This window comes from Brevundimonas naejangsanensis (assembly GCF_000635915.2).
Taxonomy (GTDB): Bacteria; Pseudomonadota; Alphaproteobacteria; order Caulobacterales; family Caulobacteraceae; genus Brevundimonas; species Brevundimonas sanguinis.
Map to the genome: position 1 here is coordinate 1,340,641 of NZ_CP015614.1, position 20,245 is coordinate 1,360,885.

Annotated in this window: 20 protein-coding genes; 8 read left to right on the top strand and 12 right to left on the bottom strand. The window is 68.0% G+C overall.

The genetic code is table 11. The annotated features are described in order from the left end of the window. Positions 1-13: 13 nt before the first annotated feature. Complete coding sequence (locus DA69_RS06310) at positions 14-760, top strand: endonuclease/exonuclease/phosphatase family protein (protein ID WP_025976800.1); 747 nt, start codon at positions 14-16, stop codon at positions 758-760. On the opposite strand, the gene DA69_RS06315 is transcribed toward DA69_RS06310, so the two are convergent. Continuing rightward, on the bottom strand, positions 745-2,223 hold the full coding sequence (locus DA69_RS06315; RefSeq protein WP_025976799.1) for a phospholipase D-like domain-containing protein: 1,479 nt from the start codon (positions 2,221-2,223) through the stop codon (positions 745-747). The two genes, DA69_RS06310 and DA69_RS06315, sit on opposite strands and share 16 nt — an antisense overlap. Positions 2,224-2,376: 153 nt before the next feature. Here DA69_RS06315 and DA69_RS06320 point away from each other — a divergent pair, with 153 nt between their 5' ends. The 3 genes from DA69_RS06320 to DA69_RS06330 all read left to right on the top strand — a co-directional run bounded on the left by DA69_RS06320 (position 2,377) and on the right by DA69_RS06330 (position 5,956). Then, positions 2,377-2,568: a hypothetical protein gene (locus tag DA69_RS06320; protein WP_029972408.1), complete on the top strand. Its 192-nt coding sequence runs from the start codon at positions 2,377-2,379 to the stop codon at positions 2,566-2,568. A gap of 145 nt (positions 2,569-2,713) precedes the next feature. Beyond that, entirely contained in the window at positions 2,714-5,266 is a 2,553-nt protein-coding gene (locus tag DA69_RS06325) for a hypothetical protein (RefSeq protein ID WP_025976797.1), read from the top strand. 90 nt (positions 5,267-5,356) lie between these two features. Then, positions 5,357-5,956: a hypothetical protein gene (locus DA69_RS06330; RefSeq protein ID WP_235599246.1), complete on the top strand. Its 600-nt coding sequence runs from the start codon at positions 5,357-5,359 to the stop codon at positions 5,954-5,956. Here DA69_RS06330 and DA69_RS06335 read toward each other — a convergent pair. After that, positions 5,942-7,111 (bottom strand): MFS transporter, encoded by a 1,170-nt coding sequence (locus DA69_RS06335; protein ID WP_025976795.1) that lies wholly within the window; start codon positions 7,109-7,111, stop codon positions 5,942-5,944. The two genes, DA69_RS06330 and DA69_RS06335, sit on opposite strands and share 15 nt — an antisense overlap. A 47-nt stretch (positions 7,112-7,158) precedes the next feature. On the opposite strand from DA69_RS06335, the gene DA69_RS06340 reads away from it, so the two are divergent. Both DA69_RS06340 and pip read left to right on the top strand, forming a co-directional pair. After that, complete coding sequence (locus tag DA69_RS06340; protein WP_025976794.1) at positions 7,159-7,530, top strand: DUF423 domain-containing protein; 372 nt, start codon at positions 7,159-7,161, stop codon at positions 7,528-7,530. A gap of 24 nt (positions 7,531-7,554) precedes the next feature. Further along, entirely contained in the window at positions 7,555-8,526 is a 972-nt protein-coding gene (pip, locus tag DA69_RS06345; RefSeq protein ID WP_025976793.1) for a prolyl aminopeptidase, read from the top strand. A gap of 31 nt (positions 8,527-8,557) precedes the next feature. Here the strand turns inward: pip and DA69_RS06350 are convergent, their stop codons facing one another. From DA69_RS06350 to DA69_RS06385, 8 genes are all read right to left on the bottom strand, one after another. Next, the gene (locus DA69_RS06350; protein ID WP_025976792.1) at positions 8,558-9,046 is read right to left on the bottom strand and encodes a DUF6173 family protein; all 489 of its coding nucleotides are present in this window, start codon (positions 9,044-9,046) and stop codon (positions 8,558-8,560) included. 26 nt (positions 9,047-9,072) lie between these two features. Then, positions 9,073-10,230, bottom strand: a complete 1,158-nt coding sequence (gene rodA / locus DA69_RS06355) for a rod shape-determining protein RodA (protein ID WP_025976791.1) — start codon at positions 10,228-10,230, stop codon at positions 9,073-9,075. Then, a complete protein-coding gene (gene mrdA, locus DA69_RS06360; protein ID WP_025976790.1) occupies positions 10,227-12,230 on the bottom strand; it encodes a penicillin-binding protein 2 in 2,004 nt (667 codons plus the stop codon). Before mrdA ends, rodA begins: the two co-directional genes overlap by 4 nt. Beyond that, the gene (locus DA69_RS06365) at positions 12,227-12,721 is read right to left on the bottom strand and encodes a hypothetical protein (protein WP_029972406.1); all 495 of its coding nucleotides are present in this window, start codon (positions 12,719-12,721) and stop codon (positions 12,227-12,229) included. The genes mrdA and DA69_RS06365 overlap by 4 nt, the downstream gene beginning before the upstream one ends. Before the next feature lie 20 nt (positions 12,722-12,741). After that, on the bottom strand, positions 12,742-13,830 hold the full coding sequence (gene mreC, locus DA69_RS06370; protein ID WP_025976788.1) for a rod shape-determining protein MreC: 1,089 nt from the start codon (positions 13,828-13,830) through the stop codon (positions 12,742-12,744). 127 nt (positions 13,831-13,957) lie between these two features. Then, positions 13,958-14,998 (bottom strand): rod shape-determining protein, encoded by a 1,041-nt coding sequence (locus DA69_RS06375; protein WP_003168146.1) that lies wholly within the window; start codon positions 14,996-14,998, stop codon positions 13,958-13,960. A gap of 252 nt (positions 14,999-15,250) precedes the next feature. Continuing rightward, positions 15,251-15,868: a glutathione S-transferase family protein gene (locus DA69_RS06380; protein ID WP_025976787.1), complete on the bottom strand. Its 618-nt coding sequence runs from the start codon at positions 15,866-15,868 to the stop codon at positions 15,251-15,253. A gap of 13 nt (positions 15,869-15,881) precedes the next feature. Then, on the bottom strand, positions 15,882-16,604 hold the full coding sequence (locus DA69_RS06385) for a TVP38/TMEM64 family protein (protein WP_025976786.1): 723 nt from the start codon (positions 16,602-16,604) through the stop codon (positions 15,882-15,884). A gap of 122 nt (positions 16,605-16,726) precedes the next feature. Here DA69_RS06385 and DA69_RS06390 point away from each other — a divergent pair, with 122 nt between their 5' ends. Continuing rightward, on the top strand, positions 16,727-17,932 hold the full coding sequence (locus DA69_RS06390) for a pyridoxal phosphate-dependent aminotransferase (protein ID WP_025976785.1): 1,206 nt from the start codon (positions 16,727-16,729) through the stop codon (positions 17,930-17,932). A 4-nt stretch (positions 17,933-17,936) separates the two neighbouring features. On the opposite strand, the gene DA69_RS06395 is transcribed toward DA69_RS06390, so the two are convergent. Both DA69_RS06395 and DA69_RS06400 read right to left on the bottom strand, forming a co-directional pair. After that, positions 17,937-18,350: a hypothetical protein gene (locus DA69_RS06395; protein WP_025976784.1), complete on the bottom strand. Its 414-nt coding sequence runs from the start codon at positions 18,348-18,350 to the stop codon at positions 17,937-17,939. Next, positions 18,350-19,324, bottom strand: coding sequence for a polyprenyl synthetase family protein (locus DA69_RS06400; RefSeq protein WP_025976783.1), 975 nt, complete (start codon positions 19,322-19,324; stop codon positions 18,350-18,352). Before DA69_RS06400 ends, DA69_RS06395 begins: the two co-directional genes overlap by 1 nt. Before the next feature lie 142 nt (positions 19,325-19,466). On the opposite strand from DA69_RS06400, the gene DA69_RS06405 reads away from it, so the two are divergent. Beyond that, a complete protein-coding gene (locus tag DA69_RS06405) occupies positions 19,467-20,237 on the top strand; it encodes a tRNA1(Val) (adenine(37)-N6)-methyltransferase (protein ID WP_025976782.1) in 771 nt (256 codons plus the stop codon). Positions 20,238-20,245: the final 8 nt, after the last annotated feature.

Genomic DNA, 20,245 nt, shown 5'->3' on the forward strand with positions numbered 1-20,245 from the left:
GGGCAAGGAATCCATGCCGAGACTTCTGACCTACAACGTCCATCGCTGCGTCGGCGTCGACCGAAAGCTGGACGTGAAACGCATCGCCGATGTCATCGCCGAGTATGAGCCTGACGTCGTCTGCCTGCAGGAACTGGATGTCGGCCGCGCCCGCACAGGCCATGTCGATCAGGCCAGCGCCATCGCTCAACACCTGGCTATGAGCGTGCAATTCCATCCCGCCATGAAGGTCGAGGCCGAGCTTTATGGCGACGCCATCCTGACTCATAGGCCAGAGCGGCTGGTGCGCGCCGCCGCTCTGCCCACCCTACGCGGCATCAAGGGGCTGGAGCCGCGCGGCGCCCTGTGGTCTGCCGTCGATTTCGACGGGGTGATCGTCAACATCCTGAACACCCACCTGGGGCTCGTTCCCCGCGAGCAGAGGCTTCAAACCGCCGCCCTTATCGGCCGCGACTGGTTGGGCGATCCGATGTGTCAGGGGCCGACCATCCTGACCGGCGACTTCAACGCCACCTCCATCACCCGCCCCTACCAAGCCTTGGCGCGCCGGCTGGACGACGCTCAGCGACGCCTGGGGCTGAGGCCTTCGATCAAAACCTTCCCGTCCAGCTTTCCGGCCATTCGCATCGACCACTGCTTCGTCAGCCGAGAGATCCGCGTGACGGGCGCCAGCACCCCGAACTCGCCTCTGGCCCGAGCGGCGTCAGACCATCTGCCTCTGGTCATCGACTTCGAGATCGAGTCTCAGCCTGGCGCCTGACCGCCCTCGGACTGCGGGCGAGTGCGATGCGAGCGGTTCAACCGCTTCCACGGCCGCCAGGCGTCGGTCGCCGCCATCGGGTCGCCGAACTGCCACTCGGCGAACATCCGCTCTACGCGCGTCGGCTCAGCGGCGCCCAGCGGCTTCATCCGCTCCTGGCCAAAGGTCTGGATCGCCTTGCCGACCGAGCCCAGCAGGGTTTCCGCCTCGGCGAAGGCCTCGCCCGAGACGCCGATGAAATGGCCCAGCGAGCGGCGGCGAAAGCGCCGGATCACATCGCGCTGCTGATCCGTCTGCGCCTCGACGGCTACATCGCATTCCGTATCCAGCCCCATCGAGCGGTTGTTCAGGTTGCTGGAGCCGATCCGCAGCAGTTTGTCGTCTATGATGGTCATCTTGGCGTGGACGATGATCCGCTCGCCCTCGTCGGTCACGGGGTAAAAGGCGGTGAAGCGGTCGTGACGGTCCGCCTGCTCCAGGCGATACAGCACCTCGGCCCGCGCCGTATCCATCGTCAGGCCGTCGAACCAGCTGGGGCTGCGCCCGGTGGAGACCAGCACCACCTCAGGGCCGTCCGGCTCGGCCAGACGCTCGGCCAGCGCCGCCGCCAGCAGGGGCGAGGTGAAATACTGGTTCTCCATATAGATCAGCGACCGCGCTTGCCGGATGGCCTGCAGGTGCAGGGCCTCGTTCTCGCGCACCTCAGATCGGCCCCGGACCTGCGGTTCCGTGCGGGATATGGCGACCGGAACATCATGCAGCGTCGGCTCGACGCCATCGGGCCAGGCGTCGCCGTCGCGCGGCGGGGAGATTTCCAGCACCTCGCCCGTCGCCCGCCGCCAGCGTTCGCGCGCCAGGTCGCCCAGGTTCTGCGCCGCCGGTCCGTCCAGCACGCACATCACCTCATGCCTCGGGGCCGGAATGACGCCGGTCGGCTCGCACCGGCGCGGATCGCCCGAGAAATGCTCCTCGGTGTCCCAGCGATCGGTCGAGATGTCGCCGCCCCCGCAGAAGGCGATCTGATTGTCGATCACCACCACCTTCTGATGATGGCAGGCGCCCAGGATGCCAGGACCGTCGAGCCGGAACTCCACGATCCGGCGGCGGAACCACCTCTGGGCCTTGTGCGGATAGAAGCCCTGCGACGCGGCGATCAGCAGGGGCGAGCGCCAGATCAGCAGGCGTACGTCCAGGTCCGGTTTTTGCCGCACCAGGGCCTTTAACTGATGACCGATCTCGGCCCGGCGGTCGGTCAGCGGCCCCTCCGGATCGAGCCGCGTGCGGGGATCGAACTGCCAGCCCAGAATCAGGATCGACCGTTTCGCCTTGTGCAGCGCCGAGGACAAGGCGTCGAAATAGGCCTTGTTCTCCATCAGCGGCGCGAAACGATGCGCAGGCGCAGACCGCCACACGCCCGGACCTGGCTCGATCAGACTGGCTTCATAAGAACGATCTGGCCCCATGACCCTCCGATGGCCGATTCGCGTGACGGCTTGATGCGCGGCCTCTACAGCAGAGGTCGAGCGGCCGCAGATCGTTCCATTTTCGCATCAGCACGGTCAATGGCGACGCTCCTTCACTTCGCCGCATTGTCGCCGGAACCGTGATCTGTCATTATGGCCGCCATGCAAGCTCTGATCGAAATGGTGATCGGCCTCATCGCACTGCTCGCCGCAGTCGCGCTGTCGCAGTTCGGCGTCGATCTCAGCCCGACGAAGAAGTCGGACGGCGAGATCCACCGGGTCGAAAAGAAGTGCGGCGACGCCCCGTCCACCCACATTCAGGTCAACGCCCCGGCCTCCTGCTGATCCACAGCTTAGGCTCAGTGAAGCCGCTGCTTCAGACCGGATAATACGCCCTCCAGCCTTTTCGCTTCTCGTTACAGTCGTTAGGGTCGCTCCGCACACGACCTCGCCCGCGTCTCCAGGCGACCAGTAATCGAGATCGACGCCCATGAAATCCCGCCCTCGGCCGCCGCTCAACCTGACCGACCCCGAGCCCGCCCTCGAGGACGAGGCTTCCGCCGTCACGCCCGACTCGCTGGCCGATGCGGTCGCACCCGACGCGATGCCTCAGCATGCGGCGGCCCCTCCACGCCCGATGTCCGAGCGTCAGCGTCGTCGCCTGGCCGAGCAGCAAGCGATCGCCGAACAGCGCGCCGCTGAGGCGGAAAAAGCAGCGCGCACCCTAGCCATCCTCGGCGAGTCCGCCGACGCGCCGCCCGCCACCGTCGAATCCACGCCCCTCACCGTGCCAGCGGCCCCTCGCAGCAAACCGGCCAAAAGCGGCGGCAATCACGCCTATCTGATCGCCGGCCTGGCCTCGGCCCTGTGGGTCGGCGGACTGGCGTCCTGGTTCGCCTATGAACTCGGCTCCGGCATGATGGAGCTGGATCCGCTGCGCCTGGCGGTCTACGCGCTGATCCTGTTAGCGCCGGTCGGCCTGTCTATCCTGCTGGCCCACGCCGTGCGTCAGGGCGCCGGTCTGGCCCAAGAGACCCAGCGCGCCCGCGAGATGGCGAACGCCCTGGTCGCGCCGACGGCCCTGGCCGCCAACGAAGCCGGCCAGGTGCTGACCGGTCTGCGCGGCGATATCGAGCTGGCCGCCCAGGCCGCCGAACGCGCGCGCAACGACATGGCCCTGTTGCGCGAGGCCCTAGCCAAGGAAACCGCCCTGCTGAACGAGGCGGCCGAACGCGCCGGCGGCACGGCCCGCCAACTGACCGAAAAGATGTCGGCCGAGCGCGAACAGATGCACGGCCTCAGCGGCCGTCTGGAAACCCAGGCCTCAAAGGTGGTCGAAACGGTCGAACGCCAGTCGCGCATGGTGGCCGACGCCTCTGATCTGGCTCAGACGCAGCTGCGCGAGGCCGAAGCCGCCCTGGCCGCCCGCGCCGCCGACCTGGCCGCCGCCGCCAGCGAGGCGCAGGACGCCGCCCGCGCCGCCGCCGACGATCTGGCCCGCCAGACCATCCGGCTGGAAACCGCCGGTACGGGCGTCGCCGAGCAGATTCAGTCGGTCGAGGAAGGCTTGGGACAGCAGCGCGCCGCCCTGGTCACCGCGGCCTACGCTCTGCGCACCGATCAGGAAGACTTCTCGGCTCAGGTGGAGAGCCAGCGCGCCCAGCTTCTGGATCACCTGTCCCAGAGCCGCACCGCCGCCGACGAGCTGAACCTGAAGGGCGAAGAAGCCGCCAACGCCATCAAGGCCCAGGTCGAGGCCGTGGTCGATCAGTTCCAGGCCCTGGTGCAGATGTCCCAGCGCGAGGCCGATGGCTTCGACCACGCCACCAAACTCGCCCTAGACCGGTTCGAGGCGCTGTCCGCCGACTCCCGCGATCTGCTGGTCGAAGAGACGCGCCGCGCGCTTGAGGCGCTTCAGGCCACAGCCGACGCGCAGCGTCAGGCGGCCGAGAAAGCCATCGAGCAGGCGCAGATCCGCGCCGACCGCCTGGGGGAATCCCTGTTTGACGCCGCCCAGCAGGCCGACGCCGCCGCCGAGGCGCGCATCGAAGGCGCACGCCGCATCATCGGCCAGACCGCTGAAATGGTGGACCAAACGGGCGAGCGCCTGATCGATAGCCTTCAGGCCACCCTGACCCGCGTTACAGAGGCCCTGAGCCAGGTCGAACAGGCCGTGGCCGACATGGACGAGCGCGCCAGCCGCCTGCCGCTGGAGGCGCAAAGCCGCGTGGAATCGGTTCGGGCGGCCGTCGAGAACGGCCTCACCGCCCTGAGCGCCGCCTCGCGCAAGGCGGCCGAAGACACAGAGGCGTTGGAAAGCGGCTTCCAGGAGCGCGTGCGTCGCAACTACGACATGCTGACCGAGGCCGTGCGCCTGATGGGCGCCGTGTCCGGCGAAGGCGGCCGACGCCGCCCCTTGAGCCAAGCGGCCATGTCCGAGCGGTCCCCTGAGCAACCGCAGGACGGCCTGCGCGGTCGCCTGCGCCCCCAAGCCGCGCCTGAAAGAGACATCGAAGCGATCCCGGCCGCGCCGCCCGTCCGGACCGCGCAGCCGCCCCGGGATACGACGCCCGCAGCGCCGCCCCTCCGGGACGCGCCCGCCGCCGATCTGGACTGGAGCGACCTGACCGCAAGCGGCCCGGCGCTGGCGGCGACCAGCCCGGCGCCGATCGGCTCGCCCGACGAGATCGACGCCCTGGCTTCGCGCATCACCGACGCCATCCGGCGCATGGGCGTGGACCCCAACGCCCTGTTGCCGCGGCCCCGCATCGAGGAGACGGCCCAGGCGTTCGCCGCCCGCGATCCCGCGCGCGCGCGCCAGATCGTCCGCCGGGTGGCGCCCGCCGCCGTCCGCAGCGTCTCGCGCCGTGTGCTGAGCGACGACGGCTTGCGCGCCGACGCCGAAGCCTATGTCCGCGCGTTCGCCCATGGCCTAAAGCTCCAGGCCGAGCGCGGCGACGCCCATGACATTCAGGCCCGGCTGGCCACGGACGAAGGCCGCGCCTTCATGCTGCTGGACGCCGCCGTCGGCGACTTGAGCTGAGAGATCAGCTCAGGCTTGACCTCACAACGATTTTACCGGCACGCTCGCCGGACCTAGCGCCATCCCGACGTACAGGAGCCACGCCCCTTGGTGGACACGGATTCCCGCGCCCGTCCTGATCGACGCCCCGCCCTCGCCATCTGCGTGTGGAATCCGGATTACCCCACCTGGGATCTGGTCGAGGACCTGTCCGGCGAGCCTTGGAGCCCGCCGGGCGCCCGCACCCAGCCGATCCGGGGCGACAGGGACGCCCAAGCCCTGGCCGGCCGTCTGATCGTCGCGCTGAAAGACCAGGACTGCGCCGGCCTGCTGCTGATCGGCCGCACCAGCCATCCCGGGCCTTTCCGCCTGCAGATGCGGGCCGAGAACCGGCGTCTAGAGGGCTCTGGCCGACTGGATGAGACCGGCCCAGGCGTGGCGCGCGTCACCGCCCCCGTGGCCGAGATGCTGCGCGATCTGACGGCTACAGGGCTGCCGGCCATCGCCGCCTCCGACGCTGAAGAGGACGCGGGCAGCTACATTCTTTACCGCGCCCTCGCCGACCTGCCGGACAGCCTGAACTCGCCCTCCATCGGCCTGCTGCGCGCGCCCGACGGCGCGACTGAAGAGGCCATGCGCACCGCCATCAAGGCCGTCGCCTCGGCGATGGCGCGTCACCTCACGCCCCTGCCCCGCTCAAGCGCGGCCTGAGCCGCCCAACCGTCGCGCCAACAGCACTCCCGTCACTCCGCCGACCAGCGCCAGTCCGGCCATGCTGAGATAGGCGCGCGAACCAAAGGCGTCGTACAGCGGCCCGCTGGCCAGGGTCGCCAGACCGATCAGCACCCCCGCCGACAGGGCCGAGCTCAGAGTCTGCGCCGCCGTATGGCTATCGGGCGGACACAGGCGCTCGACGATCTGCACGCCCGCCAGATAGGTGGCCGCAAACGTCAGGGCGTGCAGCGTCTGCAACGGCCACAGCAGCCACAGCGGGGGCGCAAAGGCCATGACAGACCAGCGCAGCACCGCCGCCCCCGCGCCCAGCGCCAGCATGAACCAGGGCCCGATACCCCGCCTGCGGCGCCACGGCTCGACCACCCACATGAAGCCGATCTCGACCAGGACGGAAAAGGCCCACAGCAGGCCCGTCATGCTTTCGGCCACGCCCTGCGCCCGCCACAGGATAGCGGAGAAGCCGTAGTAGAAGGCGTGCGCCGCCTGCACCGCCCCCACGGCGAAGATGGCGGTCATGAACACCGGGTCCGCCGCCAGACGCCCCAATCCGCGAAACCGCTCGAACCCCGACAGCGGCCCGTCTTGGCCCACCGGTTCATCGGGCAGGATGCGCCACGCCGCCACGGCGATCAGCAACGACGCCGCCACCGCCCAGACGATCACCACATCCGCCGACATCCGCGTCAGCAGCCAGCCCATAGCGACATTGGCCACGACAAAGGCCGCCGAGCCGCACCCGCGCGGCAGGGAGAATGCAAAGCCCTCTCGTCCCGCGACCTTAAGGGTGAGCACGTCGCTGAGCGGGATCAACGCGGCCGCAGCGGTCGCCCCGACCAGCCAGAAGAGCGCCCACGGGATGATCCCCTGCACCAGCCCCGCCCCGCCGTAACCGACCGCCATCGCCAGCCCCAGCAGGGCGATCGGGGTGCGCCGGCGCCTGAAACCGTCGGCCCAGACGGCGATCAACGGCCCCGTCAGCGCGCGAGCCAGCATGGGAATGGCCAACAGGACGCCGATCTGCGCTCCGCTCAGTCCCTGGCTGCGAAACCACAGTCCGGCGAACGGCAGCGTCACGCCGCTGGCGCCGAACAGGAGGATGTATTGCAAGGCCAGGCGCGGGGCGGACGTCATGGCGCGCCATAGCAGACTTCCCCCATTTTGTGGTCTAGACATAAGTGATGAGTCCCGACCGCAACCTCCTCGTCTTCGCCGGGTTCAACGGCGCCATGGCTGTGGCGCTGGGCGCCTTCGCAGCCCATGGCGCGGCGCCCGCCGTCAAAACCCTGCTGACCACGGGGGGCCAGTATCAGATGGTCCATGCGGTCCTGGCGGTGGCGCTGGCGTTGTGGAGGGGCGGCGGGCGGCTGGCGCGTCTCGCTGGATGGCTGGCGAGCGCCGGGGGGCTGATCTTCTGTCTCGCCCTGGCCATGATCGGACTGCTCAGCCTGCCCGTCATGGGGGCCGTCGCCCCGATCGGCGGCGTCATGATGATCGCGGGCTGGTGCCTGGTGGTCGCCGCCGCCCTCAAGTCCGCACCCAACAACGCCTAGTTACAAGCAGAACAGGGTCCCAGCATGTTTTCCGTGAACGACACGTCCCGCCGTGACCTCTACCCCGAGATCGAAGCCTACGCCTCGGGCTGGATGCCGACCGACAGCGTCCACGAGATCTACTACGAGGAAAGCGGCAATCCGCACGGCGTGCCGGTCATTGTCCTGCACGGCGGCCCCGGCGGGGCGGTCAATCCGGGGATGCGTCGCTATTTCGACCCGGCCAAATACCGCATCGTCATGTTCGACCAGCGCGGCTGCGGCCTGTCGCGACCCAACGCCTCGCTGGAAAACAACACCACCTGGGACCTGGTCGCCGATATCGAGCGCCTGCGCGAGAAGCTGGGCATCGACAAATGGGTCGTGTTCGGCGGGTCGTGGGGTTCGACCCTGTCGATGACCTACGCCATCAAACACCCGGATCGCTGTCTGGCGCTGGTGCTGCGCGGCATTTTCCTGCTGACCAAGAAGGAACTGCACTGGTTCTATCAGGACGGCGCCTCGATGATCTTCCCGGACGCCTGGGAACGCTTCCTGGCCCCGATCCCCGAGGCTGAGCGCGGCGACCTGATGGCTGCCTATTACAAGCGTCTGACCGGCGACGACATTGAGGAGCGGAACCGCTGCGCCGTCGCGTGGGCCACCTGGGAAGGCGAAACCGTCAGCATCCAAGGGCCGTCCGGCAAGCCAGACAAGTTCGCCGATCCCGAGTTCGCCGTCGCCTTCGCCCGGATCGAGAACTGGTACTTCACCAATGGCGGCTTCATGGACAGCGAGAACTGGATCCTCGAAAACATCGGGACCATCCGCCATATCCCGTGCTGGATCGCACAGGGGCGCTTTGACGTGGTGACGCCGATCTCGAGCGCCTGGTCTCTCCACCGCGCCTGGCCCGAGGCCAAGCTGGACATCATCGGCGACGCCGGCCACGCCTCGTCCGAACCCGGCATCATCGACAGCCTGATCCGCGCCACCGACTGGGCGGCGGCCCTTTAAGCCCGAAGGACGGCTGCGTCGCGCGACACGATCAGCCCGCCGGTTTCGGGGTGGTCTTCTGCACCATCTCGTTGAGCTGGAAGCCGATGCGGCGCGCCTCGCGCTCCTCTGGCTTCTTCACCGCGCTGAGCACAACGTTGATCTGGCTATAGTGCTGGATCAGACGCACTGGCTTGCCGTCGGCGTTGCGGCCGAAAAACATAATCAGGTCCGGCCCCCAGAAGCCGACGTCCACGATCTGCATCGTCCCGTCGCCCGGCAGGCCGACCACGCGCGCGCCGATCTCCTCGTCCTTGTCGAGATTGGCCTCGAATTCCTCGATCAGCTTGGACAGGCGGACAAAGGCCCATTCCGCCGGATTATCCCGCATCCGCACGCCCTCAGCCAGGGCGGCCGCCTCGTTCTGAGGATCCGTCAGCACGGGCTGCGGACAGGGCGTGTCGCCGCAGTCCGAGAACATGGCGGGATCGGCCTTGGGGGTCTCGGCGGCGGCGGGTTTGTCAGGCGTGTGTTCAGTCATCTGCTCAGCCTAACGCGGCCGGGCGATCAGAACAGCCCCTGCCCCTTCGGCAGTTCGACATAGCGGTGCACGCGCGTCGACAGGATCAGGCCGAAGCCGACCATCACCGTCATCATCGACGATCCCCCATAGGACAGCATCGGCATAGGCACGCCGACGACCGGCGCCAGCCCCATCACCATCGCCCCGTTGATGAGCATGAACAGGGCCACGAAGGCCGTCATGCCCGCCGCGCTCAGACGACCGAAATGGCTGTGCGACAGCGCCGCGATCCGCAACGAAATCAGGATCAGCGCCACATAGCAGGCCAGCACGGTGAACGAGCCGATGAAGCCGAACTCTTCCGACACCGTCGAGAAGATGAAGTCCGTGTGGCGTTCCGGCAGGAATTCCAGCTGGCTCTGACTGCCCAGGCCATAGCCCTTGCCCATCAATCCGCCCGAACCCAGGGCGATCTTGGACTGGATGATGTTGTAGCCCGTGCCCGAGGGGTCGGCTTCCGGGTTCAGGAAGGTCAGGACCCGGTTGCGCTGATAGTCGTGCATGCCGAACATGACGAAGGGCGGGATCACGGCCACGGCGGCGGCGACGCCTGCGCCGATCACGCGCCAGCTCAACCCCGCCATGAACATCATCACCGCCCCGGTCAGGCCGATGATCATGGCCGAGCCGAGGTCCGGCTGCTTGGCCACCAAAATGAAGGGAACACCGATAATCCCGGCCGGAAACAACAGCTTCCACGACCAGCGCGCGTCCTGAGCCGAATGTCCGTGGTACCAGCGCGCCAGGGCCAGCACGAGGCCGATCTTGACGAACTCGGCAGGCTGAATGCGGATGAAGCCCAGGTGCAGCCAGTTCTTGGCGCCGCCCGCCACGTACCCCAGCGGGGTGAACTCAACCAGCATCACCATGAACAGCAGGACGCCATAGACGGGATAGGCCGCGTGGAACCACCACTTCGGGTGGACCATGGCCAATGCGAGCATGCCGGCCAGCAAGACCCCGAAGCGGATCAGATGCTTGGCCGCCCACGGCTGCCAGTGACCCCCCGCAATGGAATAAAGCATGGCCGTGCCGATCCCGGCCAGGATGCACAGCAGGCCGATGATGCGCCAGTCCAGCTCTGCGAACTTGGTGGACAAGCGGTCGCGTTCGCCGGGGCGGGTCAGGGCGGAAGCGGTCATTGTCCGGGCTCCGTCAACGGCGGCGGGGCGACGGCGGCGCCGGGGTCGGCATCGCCGTTGTCGATGGGCTCGCCTCTGGCCTCCGCTTCGCGGACGCCGGCGTCCTCCTGAGCCTCAAAACCGGCCGATTCGATGCGGGCGCGGATTTCGGGGTCCTTGAGCAGGGCCACCTTCATCGCTTCACGCGCGCGCGGCGCCCCGGCCGTGCCCCCGCCCAGACCGCCATGCTGGACGATAACCGAGACGGCGTAGCGCGGGTTGTCGGTCGGCGCATAGGCGACGAACAGGTTGTGGTCCTTCTGGTCCCACGGACGCCCCGCCCCCTTGCGCGACCCGGAACCATAGTTGCGCGCCTGGGCCGTGCCGGTCTTGCCCGCCATCTTGACCGTGCCCAACCCCAGCTGGCTGTTGCGGAAGCCCGTGCCCCCGGCGGCGGTCACCGCCTCCATGCCGTCGCGCAACACCTGCAGCATCTCGGGCGTGTAGGGCAGATCGGCGAAGGCGCTGCCGCCCTGCTCCACCCCGCCGATCGACTTGATCAAGCGCGGCGTCACCGCCTTGCGTCCATTGGCCACCCGCGCCGTATATACCGCCAGTTGTAGAGCGTTCACCGTCAGCGCGCCCTGGCCGATGCCATAGCTGGGGTTCTCGCCCGGGTACCATTTCGTATCGCCGCGCACCGGATTCCTGCGGCGCCACTCGCGGTCCGGCACCAGCCCGGCCTTCTGGCCGCCGATGCCGATGTCGAAAGTCTGCCCAAAGCCCAGATCCCGCGCCGTCTCGGCGATGGCGTCCGGCCCCATCTCGGTCGCCAGGGTCATGAAGTAGACGTTGCACGACGCCTTGATGGCCCCGCGCAAATCCAGCGCGCCGTGTCGCCCCAGACAGGCGAACCGCCGCCCCAGATAGAAGCTGCCGCCGCAGAAGATGCGCCGCGACGGGTCCAGCCCGCGCTTCATCGCCGCCAGCCCCACGACCGGCTTGAACGTCGAGCCCGGCGCGAAGGTCCCGCTCAGCGCCTTGTCCAGCAGGGGACGGCGCTCATAGTCGGCCAGGGCGCGATAGATCTTGGACGGCACCCCCGACACGAACAGGTTCGGATCGAACGACGGCGACGACACCATCGCCAGGATGTCGCCGTTGCGCACATCCATGACCACCATGCTTCCGGCTTCTTCGCCGAAGACTTCGAGCGCCCGCTGCTGGACGTCGTTGTCCAGCGTCAGAACGACCTCTGAGCCCTGCACCGCCGGACGCGATCCGGCGATGTCCTCGGCTACGACGCGGCCGCGCGCATTGACCTCGACGCGCTTGCCGCCCTCGACGCCGCGCAAGTCCAGATCCAGCGAGCGTTCAAGGCCTTGGCGGCCGATCCTAAACCCCGGATTGAACAGGATGGCGGGCGGTTGTTCGCCCTTGTCGCGCAGCGCCTGAACGTCGCGATCCGACACCTTGGCCACATAGCCGACCACATGGGCGTAGGCGCCGCCGTGCGGATAGTAGCGGGCCTCGTTCATGTCAGCCATGACGCCGGGCAGCTCGGCCGCGTGCAGATTGACCTTGGAGAACTCTTCCCAGGTCAGGTCGCTCTTGACCGGAACCGGCGAGAAGCGCGGCGCGGCGTTGACCTCGCGAATGATGGTGCGGCGCCGCTCCAGCGTGTCCGGCAGCAGTTGGCCCAGTAGGTCCAGCGTCTGGTCCAGGTCCTTGGTCTCGTCGCGCACGACCAGCACGCGGAAGCTGGGCCGGTTGCCGGCGATGACGACGCCGTTGCGATCCTTGATCAGACCGCGCGGGGGCGGGACCTGACGGAAGTTGAACTGGTTGCGCGTCGCCAGGGTGGCGAACTCTTCGGACTTGAACAGTTGCAGGTGCGCCAGCCGCCCGACCAGGGCCAGCCCGCCCAGCGCCGTCGCCCCGCCCATCAGCATGGTGCGCCGCAGGAAGGAGCCCTGCCGCTCGTTCACATCGGAAAAGAAGATATGCGGTTCGCTGCTCATCGGAATCGCACGTCCGCGTCGTCGAAACGCTCGATCAGCCAGTTGGCCAGGGGAAAGAGCAGCAGCGTCGGGATCATCTGCCCCATGATAGCCAGCAGGTTGGGGGCATTCCCAAGGCTGCCCAGCGTCACGAAATAGGCGACTGCAAACGCCAAGCCCGTCGAGGCGACATACAGGGCGAACAGGACGATGGTCGCCTGCCCCGCCAGATATTTCGCCGTCAGCAGGATGGCGCCGTAGATCAACAACAGGCTAAGCGCCCACATCCCCGCCTTGCCGCCCCAGAAGAAGTCCAGGAACAGGCCAAGGCCGAACAGCACGACCGGCGCCAGCATGGACGGCCGGATCAGCGGCCAGGCGAAGGCCAGCACCATCGGCCAGACCGGCTCAGGCAAGGTCAGGCCGAACAGGCGCAGCGGAATGGCGAACAGAATGGTCGCGGCTGCGGCGATCAGCGCCGGGTAGCCGATCCACTGCATCGGACCGACCATCCGCACGGTGATCGTCCGTCTCACTCGCGGCCTCCGTCGGGCCTTCCAGCCGCCGGTGCGGCAGGCTGGGTCGCGGCCGGGAGCGGCGGGGCGTCCGCAACCGGCGGCGGCGCAGCGTTGGCGGCGCGCACACGCTCAGCGACGGCCTGGGCGGCGGCGGCGCGGCGCGTGGCTACATCCTGAATGGCGGCGGCCTGGGCGGCGGTCGGCGGCGGCGCCGTCTTCAGGCCGGAAAGCGGCGGCGCGTTCAGCGCGTTCTGATCAGCCAACTGACCGAAGTCCTGGAACAGGAGGACCCGCACATAGTCGATGGCGGTGCGATCGCTGTACAACTTGACCCGCCACGACCCGTCGACCCCCTTGGCCACAACGCCGACCGGCAGGCCGCGCGGGAACCCGCCGCCATCGCCCGAGGTCAGGATGCGATCGCCGTCCTGCACCGCGCCTTGCCCTCGCACATAGTCCAGCCGCGGACTGCGGCTGCCGTCGCCGGTCAGCACGGCGCGTGCGTCGGTTCGCTCGACCATCACAGGAATGCGCGAGGCGACGTCAGTCAGAAGCACCATGCGGCTGTAACCGCCGGCGGCGCCTACGATGCGGCCGACCAGACCGTGCTCGCTCAGAACCGGATTGCCGATTCGCACGCCCTTGGCGGCGCCGACGTTCAGCAGGCGCGAGCGGGCGAAGGGGCCGCGCGCATCAGTGATCGCCCGCCCGGCCGTCATCTCGATCGGCGGTTCGGTTTGCAGGCCCAGCAGTTGTTCGTAGCGCGCGTTCAGGCTCTTGAGAGCCAAGGCGTCGTCGCGCCATGCGCTCATCTCCGCCAGTTCGCGGCGCAGGCGACGGTTCTCGGAGACGGCGAAGAAATAGCCTTTGACGAAGCCGACGGCGTCGCCCGTCCACCGTACGGGAGCCGCCAACACCCCGCCCGTCGTTCCAGCGGCGGCGTCGAACCCCGCCTGGGCAGGCTGAAGATCGTCCGCAATGGCTGGCGGGCGATCGGCGAGCAGAAGCATGATCGCCGCGACGATGCCGCCGACAACCATGACCGCCGCCGTCCAGGCCAGCGGCACCTTCAGATTCTCGAATGGTCCGTCGCGAAACGCCACGGCCAGCCCTTCCTGCTAGAGCTTAGGAATAAGCGGGCCGAAGCCCGCCTATGTGTGTGTGAAACGACCGTTGGGATGCGCCCCATTGCAGGTCTGCGGCGCCCCCGGGGGCCGGACAGTCTGTTCTTTAGAGCGACGCCTCGAGCACGCCCTTCATCCACGACGGGTGCTCCAGCACCTTGCCGCAGCCGATGGCGACGCACGACAGCGGATCGTCCGCCACCTGGACCGGCAGGCCCGTGTGGTCGCGGATCTCGGTATCCAGACCGCGCAGCAGCGCGCCGCCGCCCGTCAGCATGATGCCCTTGTCGGCGATGTCGGCTGCCAGCTCCGGCGGCGTGGCTTCCAGCGCGACCTTCACGGCCTCGACGATCTGGGCCACCGGCTCGGCCAGGGCTTCCGCCGCCTGGCGCTCGCTCATCTTCACTTCGCGCGGCACGCCCTGCATCAGGTCGCGGCCCTTGACCTCGATCGACAGGCCTTCGCCGTCGGCCGGGACGCGGGCGGTGCCGATGTCCTTCTTGATGCGCTCGGCGGTCGTCTCGCCGATCAGCAGGTTATGGTTGCGGCGCATATAGGCGATGATGGCGTCGTCCATCATGTCGCCGCCGACGCGCACCGAGCGCGAATAGACCACGCCCGACAGCGACAGCACGGCCACTTCGGTCGTGCCGCCGCCGATGTCGACGACCATCGAGCCGGTCGGCTCGTGGATCGGCAGGCCAGCGCCGATCGCGGCGGCCATCGGCTCGGGCAGCAGGCCGACGCGGCGCGCCGAAGCGTTCAGGCAGCTGTCGTGAATGGCGCGGCGCTCAACCGCCGTGGCGCCCGAGGGAACGCAGACGATCATCTTGGGATTCACGAAACCCTTGCGGTTGTGAACCTTGCGGATGAAGTGCTTGATCATCTCTTCGGCGACTTCGAAGTCGGCGATGACGCCGTCGCGCATCGGGCGGATGGCTTCCATGTGGCCAGGCGTCCGGCCCAGCATCTGCTTGGCCTCAAGGCCGACAGCGTGGACGATCTTGCGGCCGCCGACGTTGCGCAGGGCGACGACCGACGGCTCGTTCAGGACGATCCCCTTGCCGCGCATATAGATCAGGGTGTTGGCCGTCCCCAGATCCATCGCGATGTCATTAGAAATCATGCCGAAGAGGGGTGAAAGCATGGGCGTCGGTTACCGCTTAGTTCGGGCCTGCAAGGGCGTGAATTTCATTCGTCCGCTATGGCGACGCCCTACCCCCGCTTCGCGTGACCGCAAAGCCGTCCTGACCGTCTTCGCCGAGCCGACTACAGGCCCGTTTGCCCTCATGCCGCGGGGATTGCAAGCGCCTATGGCTTGTCGATCACAGGCTTGTCACGGCAAGGCTTGAAAGCCTTGCCGGTCAAGCTTTCCAGCCCCGCTTGAGGGGCGCGCGGGTCAGACCGCCTGAATGCCTTCGGCCTCAAGCACGCGCTGTACGGCCGGGCGCGTCTGCACCCGGTCCAGGTGATCGTTCAGCTTAGGGAACCGGGTCTTGTCCAGCAGGCCCGCCTGACGCGCCCAGCGCGTGAAGACCATCAGATAACCATCCGCCATCGAATAATCTTCGCCCAGGACCCAGGGGCCGGTCAGCAGATGATTCTCAGCCAGGTCGTACTTCTCCAGCGCGACCTTCACGGCCTCCTCCTTCGCCTCGCCTTCCAGCGGCGGCTTGGAGAACAGCGCCTTGCCGATGGCCGGATGCAGCGACGAGGCCAGCCAGCCGTTGACGGCCTGAAGACGCGCAAAGGCGAACGGGTCGTCCAGATCGGCCAACCCCGCCTGCGGATGCGTCTGCGCCACATAGGCCAGGATGGCCGCATTCTGGGTGATCACGCCCTCGGAGGTCTTCAGCGCCGGGGTCACGCCCGCCGGATTGATCGCCAGATATTCGGGCGTCCGCTGCTGACCGGCGCGCAGGTCGATCTTCTCGATCTCATAGTCGGCGCCCGCCTCTTCCAGGCCGATGTGCGAGGCGACGGCGCAAGCGCCGGGAGAGTAATAGAGCTTCAGCATGGTCGTTCTCCGATCAATCGACTGACAGGCCGCGCGCAGCCTCACGGCGCTTCACCCACTCACGCACCGCCAGCATCAATACAAGCCAGACGGCCGCGACCGCCGCAAGGATCACCGAGGTCCAGACCCCGTCGCCGCTGACCGCCGCCATGAAGGAGCCGCCGAAGAAGGCGACCAGGGCCGTCTTGGGCAGGACGCCCAGCGCGCACCCCGCCAGATACGCCGGGAACGAGGCGCGCACGGCGCCGAAGGCCATGTTCACGACGATGAAGGGCGCCGAGGGCACATTGCGGATGATGAAGCTGGCCGAAAAGGCGTTGCGTCCGACGAACCTGCGGATGCGCTCGACCGTCCCGCCGCCGTACCGCTCCAGCGTGCGCGCGGTCGGCCCGCGCCCCAGCCAATAGGTCACGGCCGCCGAGGCGATGGTGGCGATCCAGCTATAGAGGAATCCGAACCACGGCCCGAACGCCACCACGCAGGCGGCGATCAGCAAGAACTGCGGCACGCCGATGAAGGCCGACAGGGTGAAAACAACAACCGCCGCAACCAGCCCCCACGGCCCGACGCGATACCCCGCCAGCCAGTCCTCCAGCCGATCCTCGGCCCCCAGCGCCAACTGCGTCTTGCCCAGGGCGAACAAGGCGACGATTCCCCCCAGCAGCAGCAGGGTCACGGCCAGGGTTCGCCACCGTCTGGCCTCCATATTCAGCAGAAAATCGACGACTCGCCGCATAGATTTCGCCCAAATCGCCTTTTGATCGTCCGGGACGCGCACAAACGTTGTGCGGCCCTGCGGGGTTGCGTATCAAGCCTTCGCCTCCCCGGCTTTCTTCCCATCCTCCAGACAGGATAGCCATGTCCAGCCTTCAGTCCGCCTCCCTCGCCCGCGTCAAGCCTTCGGCCACCCTGGCCGTGACCGCCCAGGCGCGCGAGCTGAAACGCCAGGGTCGCGACGTGATCGGCCTGGGCGCTGGCGAGCCGGACTTCGACACCCCGGACAACATCAAGGCCGCGGCCATCGAAGCCATCAAGCGCGGCGAGACGAAATACACCGACGCCGACGGCATGCCCGAGCTGAAGGCCGCCATCGTCGCAAAGTTCGCCCGCGAAAACAGCCTGACCTACGAGACCAATCAGATCCACGTCGCCTCGGGCGGCAAGCCGGTGATCTACAACGCCTTCGTCGCCACCCTGAATCCGGGCGACGAGGTGATCGTCCCCGCGCCCTACTGGGTGTCCTACCCGGACATGGTGCTGCTGGCCGGCGGCGAGCCCGTCACCGTGATCGGCGAGGAAGCCGACGGCTTCAAGCTGCGCCCCGAAGTGCTGGACGCGGCCATCACGCCCAGGACCAAATGGCTGATCCTCAACTCCCCGTCGAACCCGACCGGCGCGGCCTATACTCGCGCCGAGCTGGAAGCCCTGGCCGAGGTGCTGCGCAAGCATCCGCAGGTCTGGATCCTGACCGACGACATGTATGAGCACCTCGTCTATGGCGACTTCGACTATGTCACCATCGCCCAGGTCGCGCCGGACCTGTACGACCGCACCCTGACCTGCAACGGGGTGTCCAAGGCCTACGCCATGACCGGCTGGCGGATCGGCTATGCGGGCGGCCCCAAGCCGCTGATCGACCTGATGCGCAAGGTCGCCAGCCAGACCACCTCCAACCCCTCCTCCATCAGCCAGTGGGCCGCCGTCGAGGCTCTGAATGGTCCGCAGGACTTCCTGGCCGAGCGCGCCGCCGCCTTCGAGAAGCGCCGCGATCTGGTCGTCTCCATGCTGAATCAGGCCGACGGCATTCGTTGTCCGAAGCCGGAAGGCGCCTTCTACGTCTATCCGTCGATCGAGCAGTTGATCGGCAAGACGACGCCTTCGGGCGCGGTCATCGACAATGACGAGACCTTCACCGCCGAACTGCTGAACGCCGAGGGCGTGGCCGTGGTCCAGGGCGCGGCCTTCGGCCTCAGCCCCTATTTCCGCATCAGCTACGCCACTTCGGAAGACGTGCTCGAAGAAGGCTGCCGCCGCATCCAGCGCTTCTGCGCCAGCCTGAAGTAAGCTCTCAGTGAACCGGCGCCGGCGGAATGTTCAACGTCGGCGCCGTTTTCAGGATGAACTCGCTGCACCAGACAATTGCGCGACGCGAGTTGTCGACCACCCCGCCGGGAATGCGCGACAGTCGGCAGGCGGCGTCCGGCTCGCCCTCGACCTCGGGCCCTGCGTAAAGCACGATCGGGCCGTCGGGCAGGCTGCCCTCGCGATACAGCATGATCAACGGCGGCACGGAACGGACGGCCAGCGCCGCGTCATCCCGCGTCATGTCCTCGCCCAGAAGGGCGCGCGCCTGACCGCCCGGGTCGCCCGGCTCCAGACGAAACAGCTGCGCGCTCAGGGCGTCGCCCGGCTCTGGCCTCAATGTAAAACTTGGCGGCTGTTGCGCGCCCAGTTGCCCGGCGACAAGAAGCGCCGCCAGCATCAGGTCGCCCGGCTGACAGCGAAGTCGGCCAGGGCCTCCAGCGCCGAGCGCCACGGCCCAGCGGGCAGCGCCTGCAAGGCGGCCTTGGCCCGGTCGGCGTATTCAGTCGCCGTATCCAGCGTGGCTTCGACGGCGCCGCTGCTGACGATCAACTGGCGCGCCCGCTCGAAATCCTCGGGCTTGCGGTCGCCCTTGGTGATGACGCGGTCCCAGAACAGGTCCTCGGTTCCCTTGGTCCGCTGAACGGCCAGCAACAGCGGCAGGGTCGCCTTGCCCTCGTTGAAGTCGTCGCCCGCGTTCTTGCCCAGCGTCTCGGTCGCGCCGCCGTAATCCAGCGCGTCGTCCGCCAACTGGAAGGCGATGCCCAGGCCCATGCCGTAGTCACGCAGGGCCGCGACCTGTTCATCCGTGGCGCCCGCCCCGACCGCGCCGGATTCGGCGGCGGCGGCGAACAGCTCGGCCGTCTTGGCGCGGATGATCTGCAGATAGGTGTCCAGATCGAGATTCAGGTCGTGGGCGCGCGTCAGTTGCAGGACCTCGCCCTCAGCGATGACGCTGGACGCCGTGGCCAGGATGCCCAGGGCCCGCAGCGAATCCGTCTCGACCATCAGCTCGAACGCGCGGGCGAACAGGAAGTCGCCGACCAGCACCGACGAGGCCGCGCCCCAGATCAGATGCGCCGCGACCTTGCCCCGACGCATCTCCGAGCCGTCGACGATATCGTCATGCAGCAGGGTGGCGGTGTGGATGAACTCGACCGAAGCGGCCAGTTTCTTGGGGCCTTCGATATCGCCCGTCTGTCCCGTCGCGCGGGCCGCAGCGACAGTCAGGAGAGGACGCAGACGCTTGCCGCCCGCCGACACCAGATGCTCGGCCAGCAGGGGGATCACCGGCACGTCGGACTGCATCCGCGCGATGATCAGGGCGTCGACCGCCGCCATGTCGTCCTTGGCCAGACGAACCAGGGCGTCCACGTCGCCCTTGGGCCGGGAGGCGACGGCGAGAGCTGCGTCCACGAAAATCTCTTTCAGCACAGGGGCGAAGGGGGAGATTCGCCCGAAATTCACACGCATCCGCTTGCCCGGACGCGACGCGGCGCACAATGGTGGCGGCGTCATGATGGGTCAAGCCGAGTCATCCCTTACAACCGCCGCCGACGTTGCGGAATCCGCCCTGCTGGGCGGACGCGTCCGCCTGCGCCAGCCGGCGCGCGGCTATCGCGCCGGTCTGGATGCGGCTCTGCTGGCCGCCGCTGTGGGTGCCCGACCGGGCGAACGGGTGATCGAGGCCGGTTGCGGCGCCGGGGCCGTGCTGATGCAGATCGCGGCGCGGCGGCCCGAGGCCCTGCTGACCGGGCTGGAGCGCGACGCCGCCGCCGCCGCCCTGGCCCGCCAGAACGCCGAGTTGAACTGCGCCGCCTCGCGTACGACCATATTGGACGGCGACGTGGCCCACGCCTTCCGCGCCCTGGACCTGCCGCCGTTCGACTGGGCCGTCAGCAATCCGCCCTTCTTCGACGACCCCGGCGCCCTGCGCGCTCCGGCAGAGGGCAAGCGCGGCGCCTGGATGGCCGACGACGGCCTGGCCGCATGGACCGGGTTTCTGTTGAAGGCGGTGCGCGAGGGCGGACGCATCGTCATCATCCACCGCGCCGACCGACTGGCCGACATCCTGTCGCTGCTCGCGCCCAAGGCCGGCTCGTTCGCCATTCGCCCGATCCAGCCCTACGTCGATCAGCCAGCCAAACGGGTGCTGGTTCAGGCCATCAAGACGGGCAAGGCGCCGCTGCGCCTTCTGCCGCCGTTGATCGTCCACGACCGCGCGGGGGCCAAGCACACCCTGCAGGCCGAGGCTATTTTGCGCGGCGAGGCCGAACTCGGCTTCTAACCGAGCCC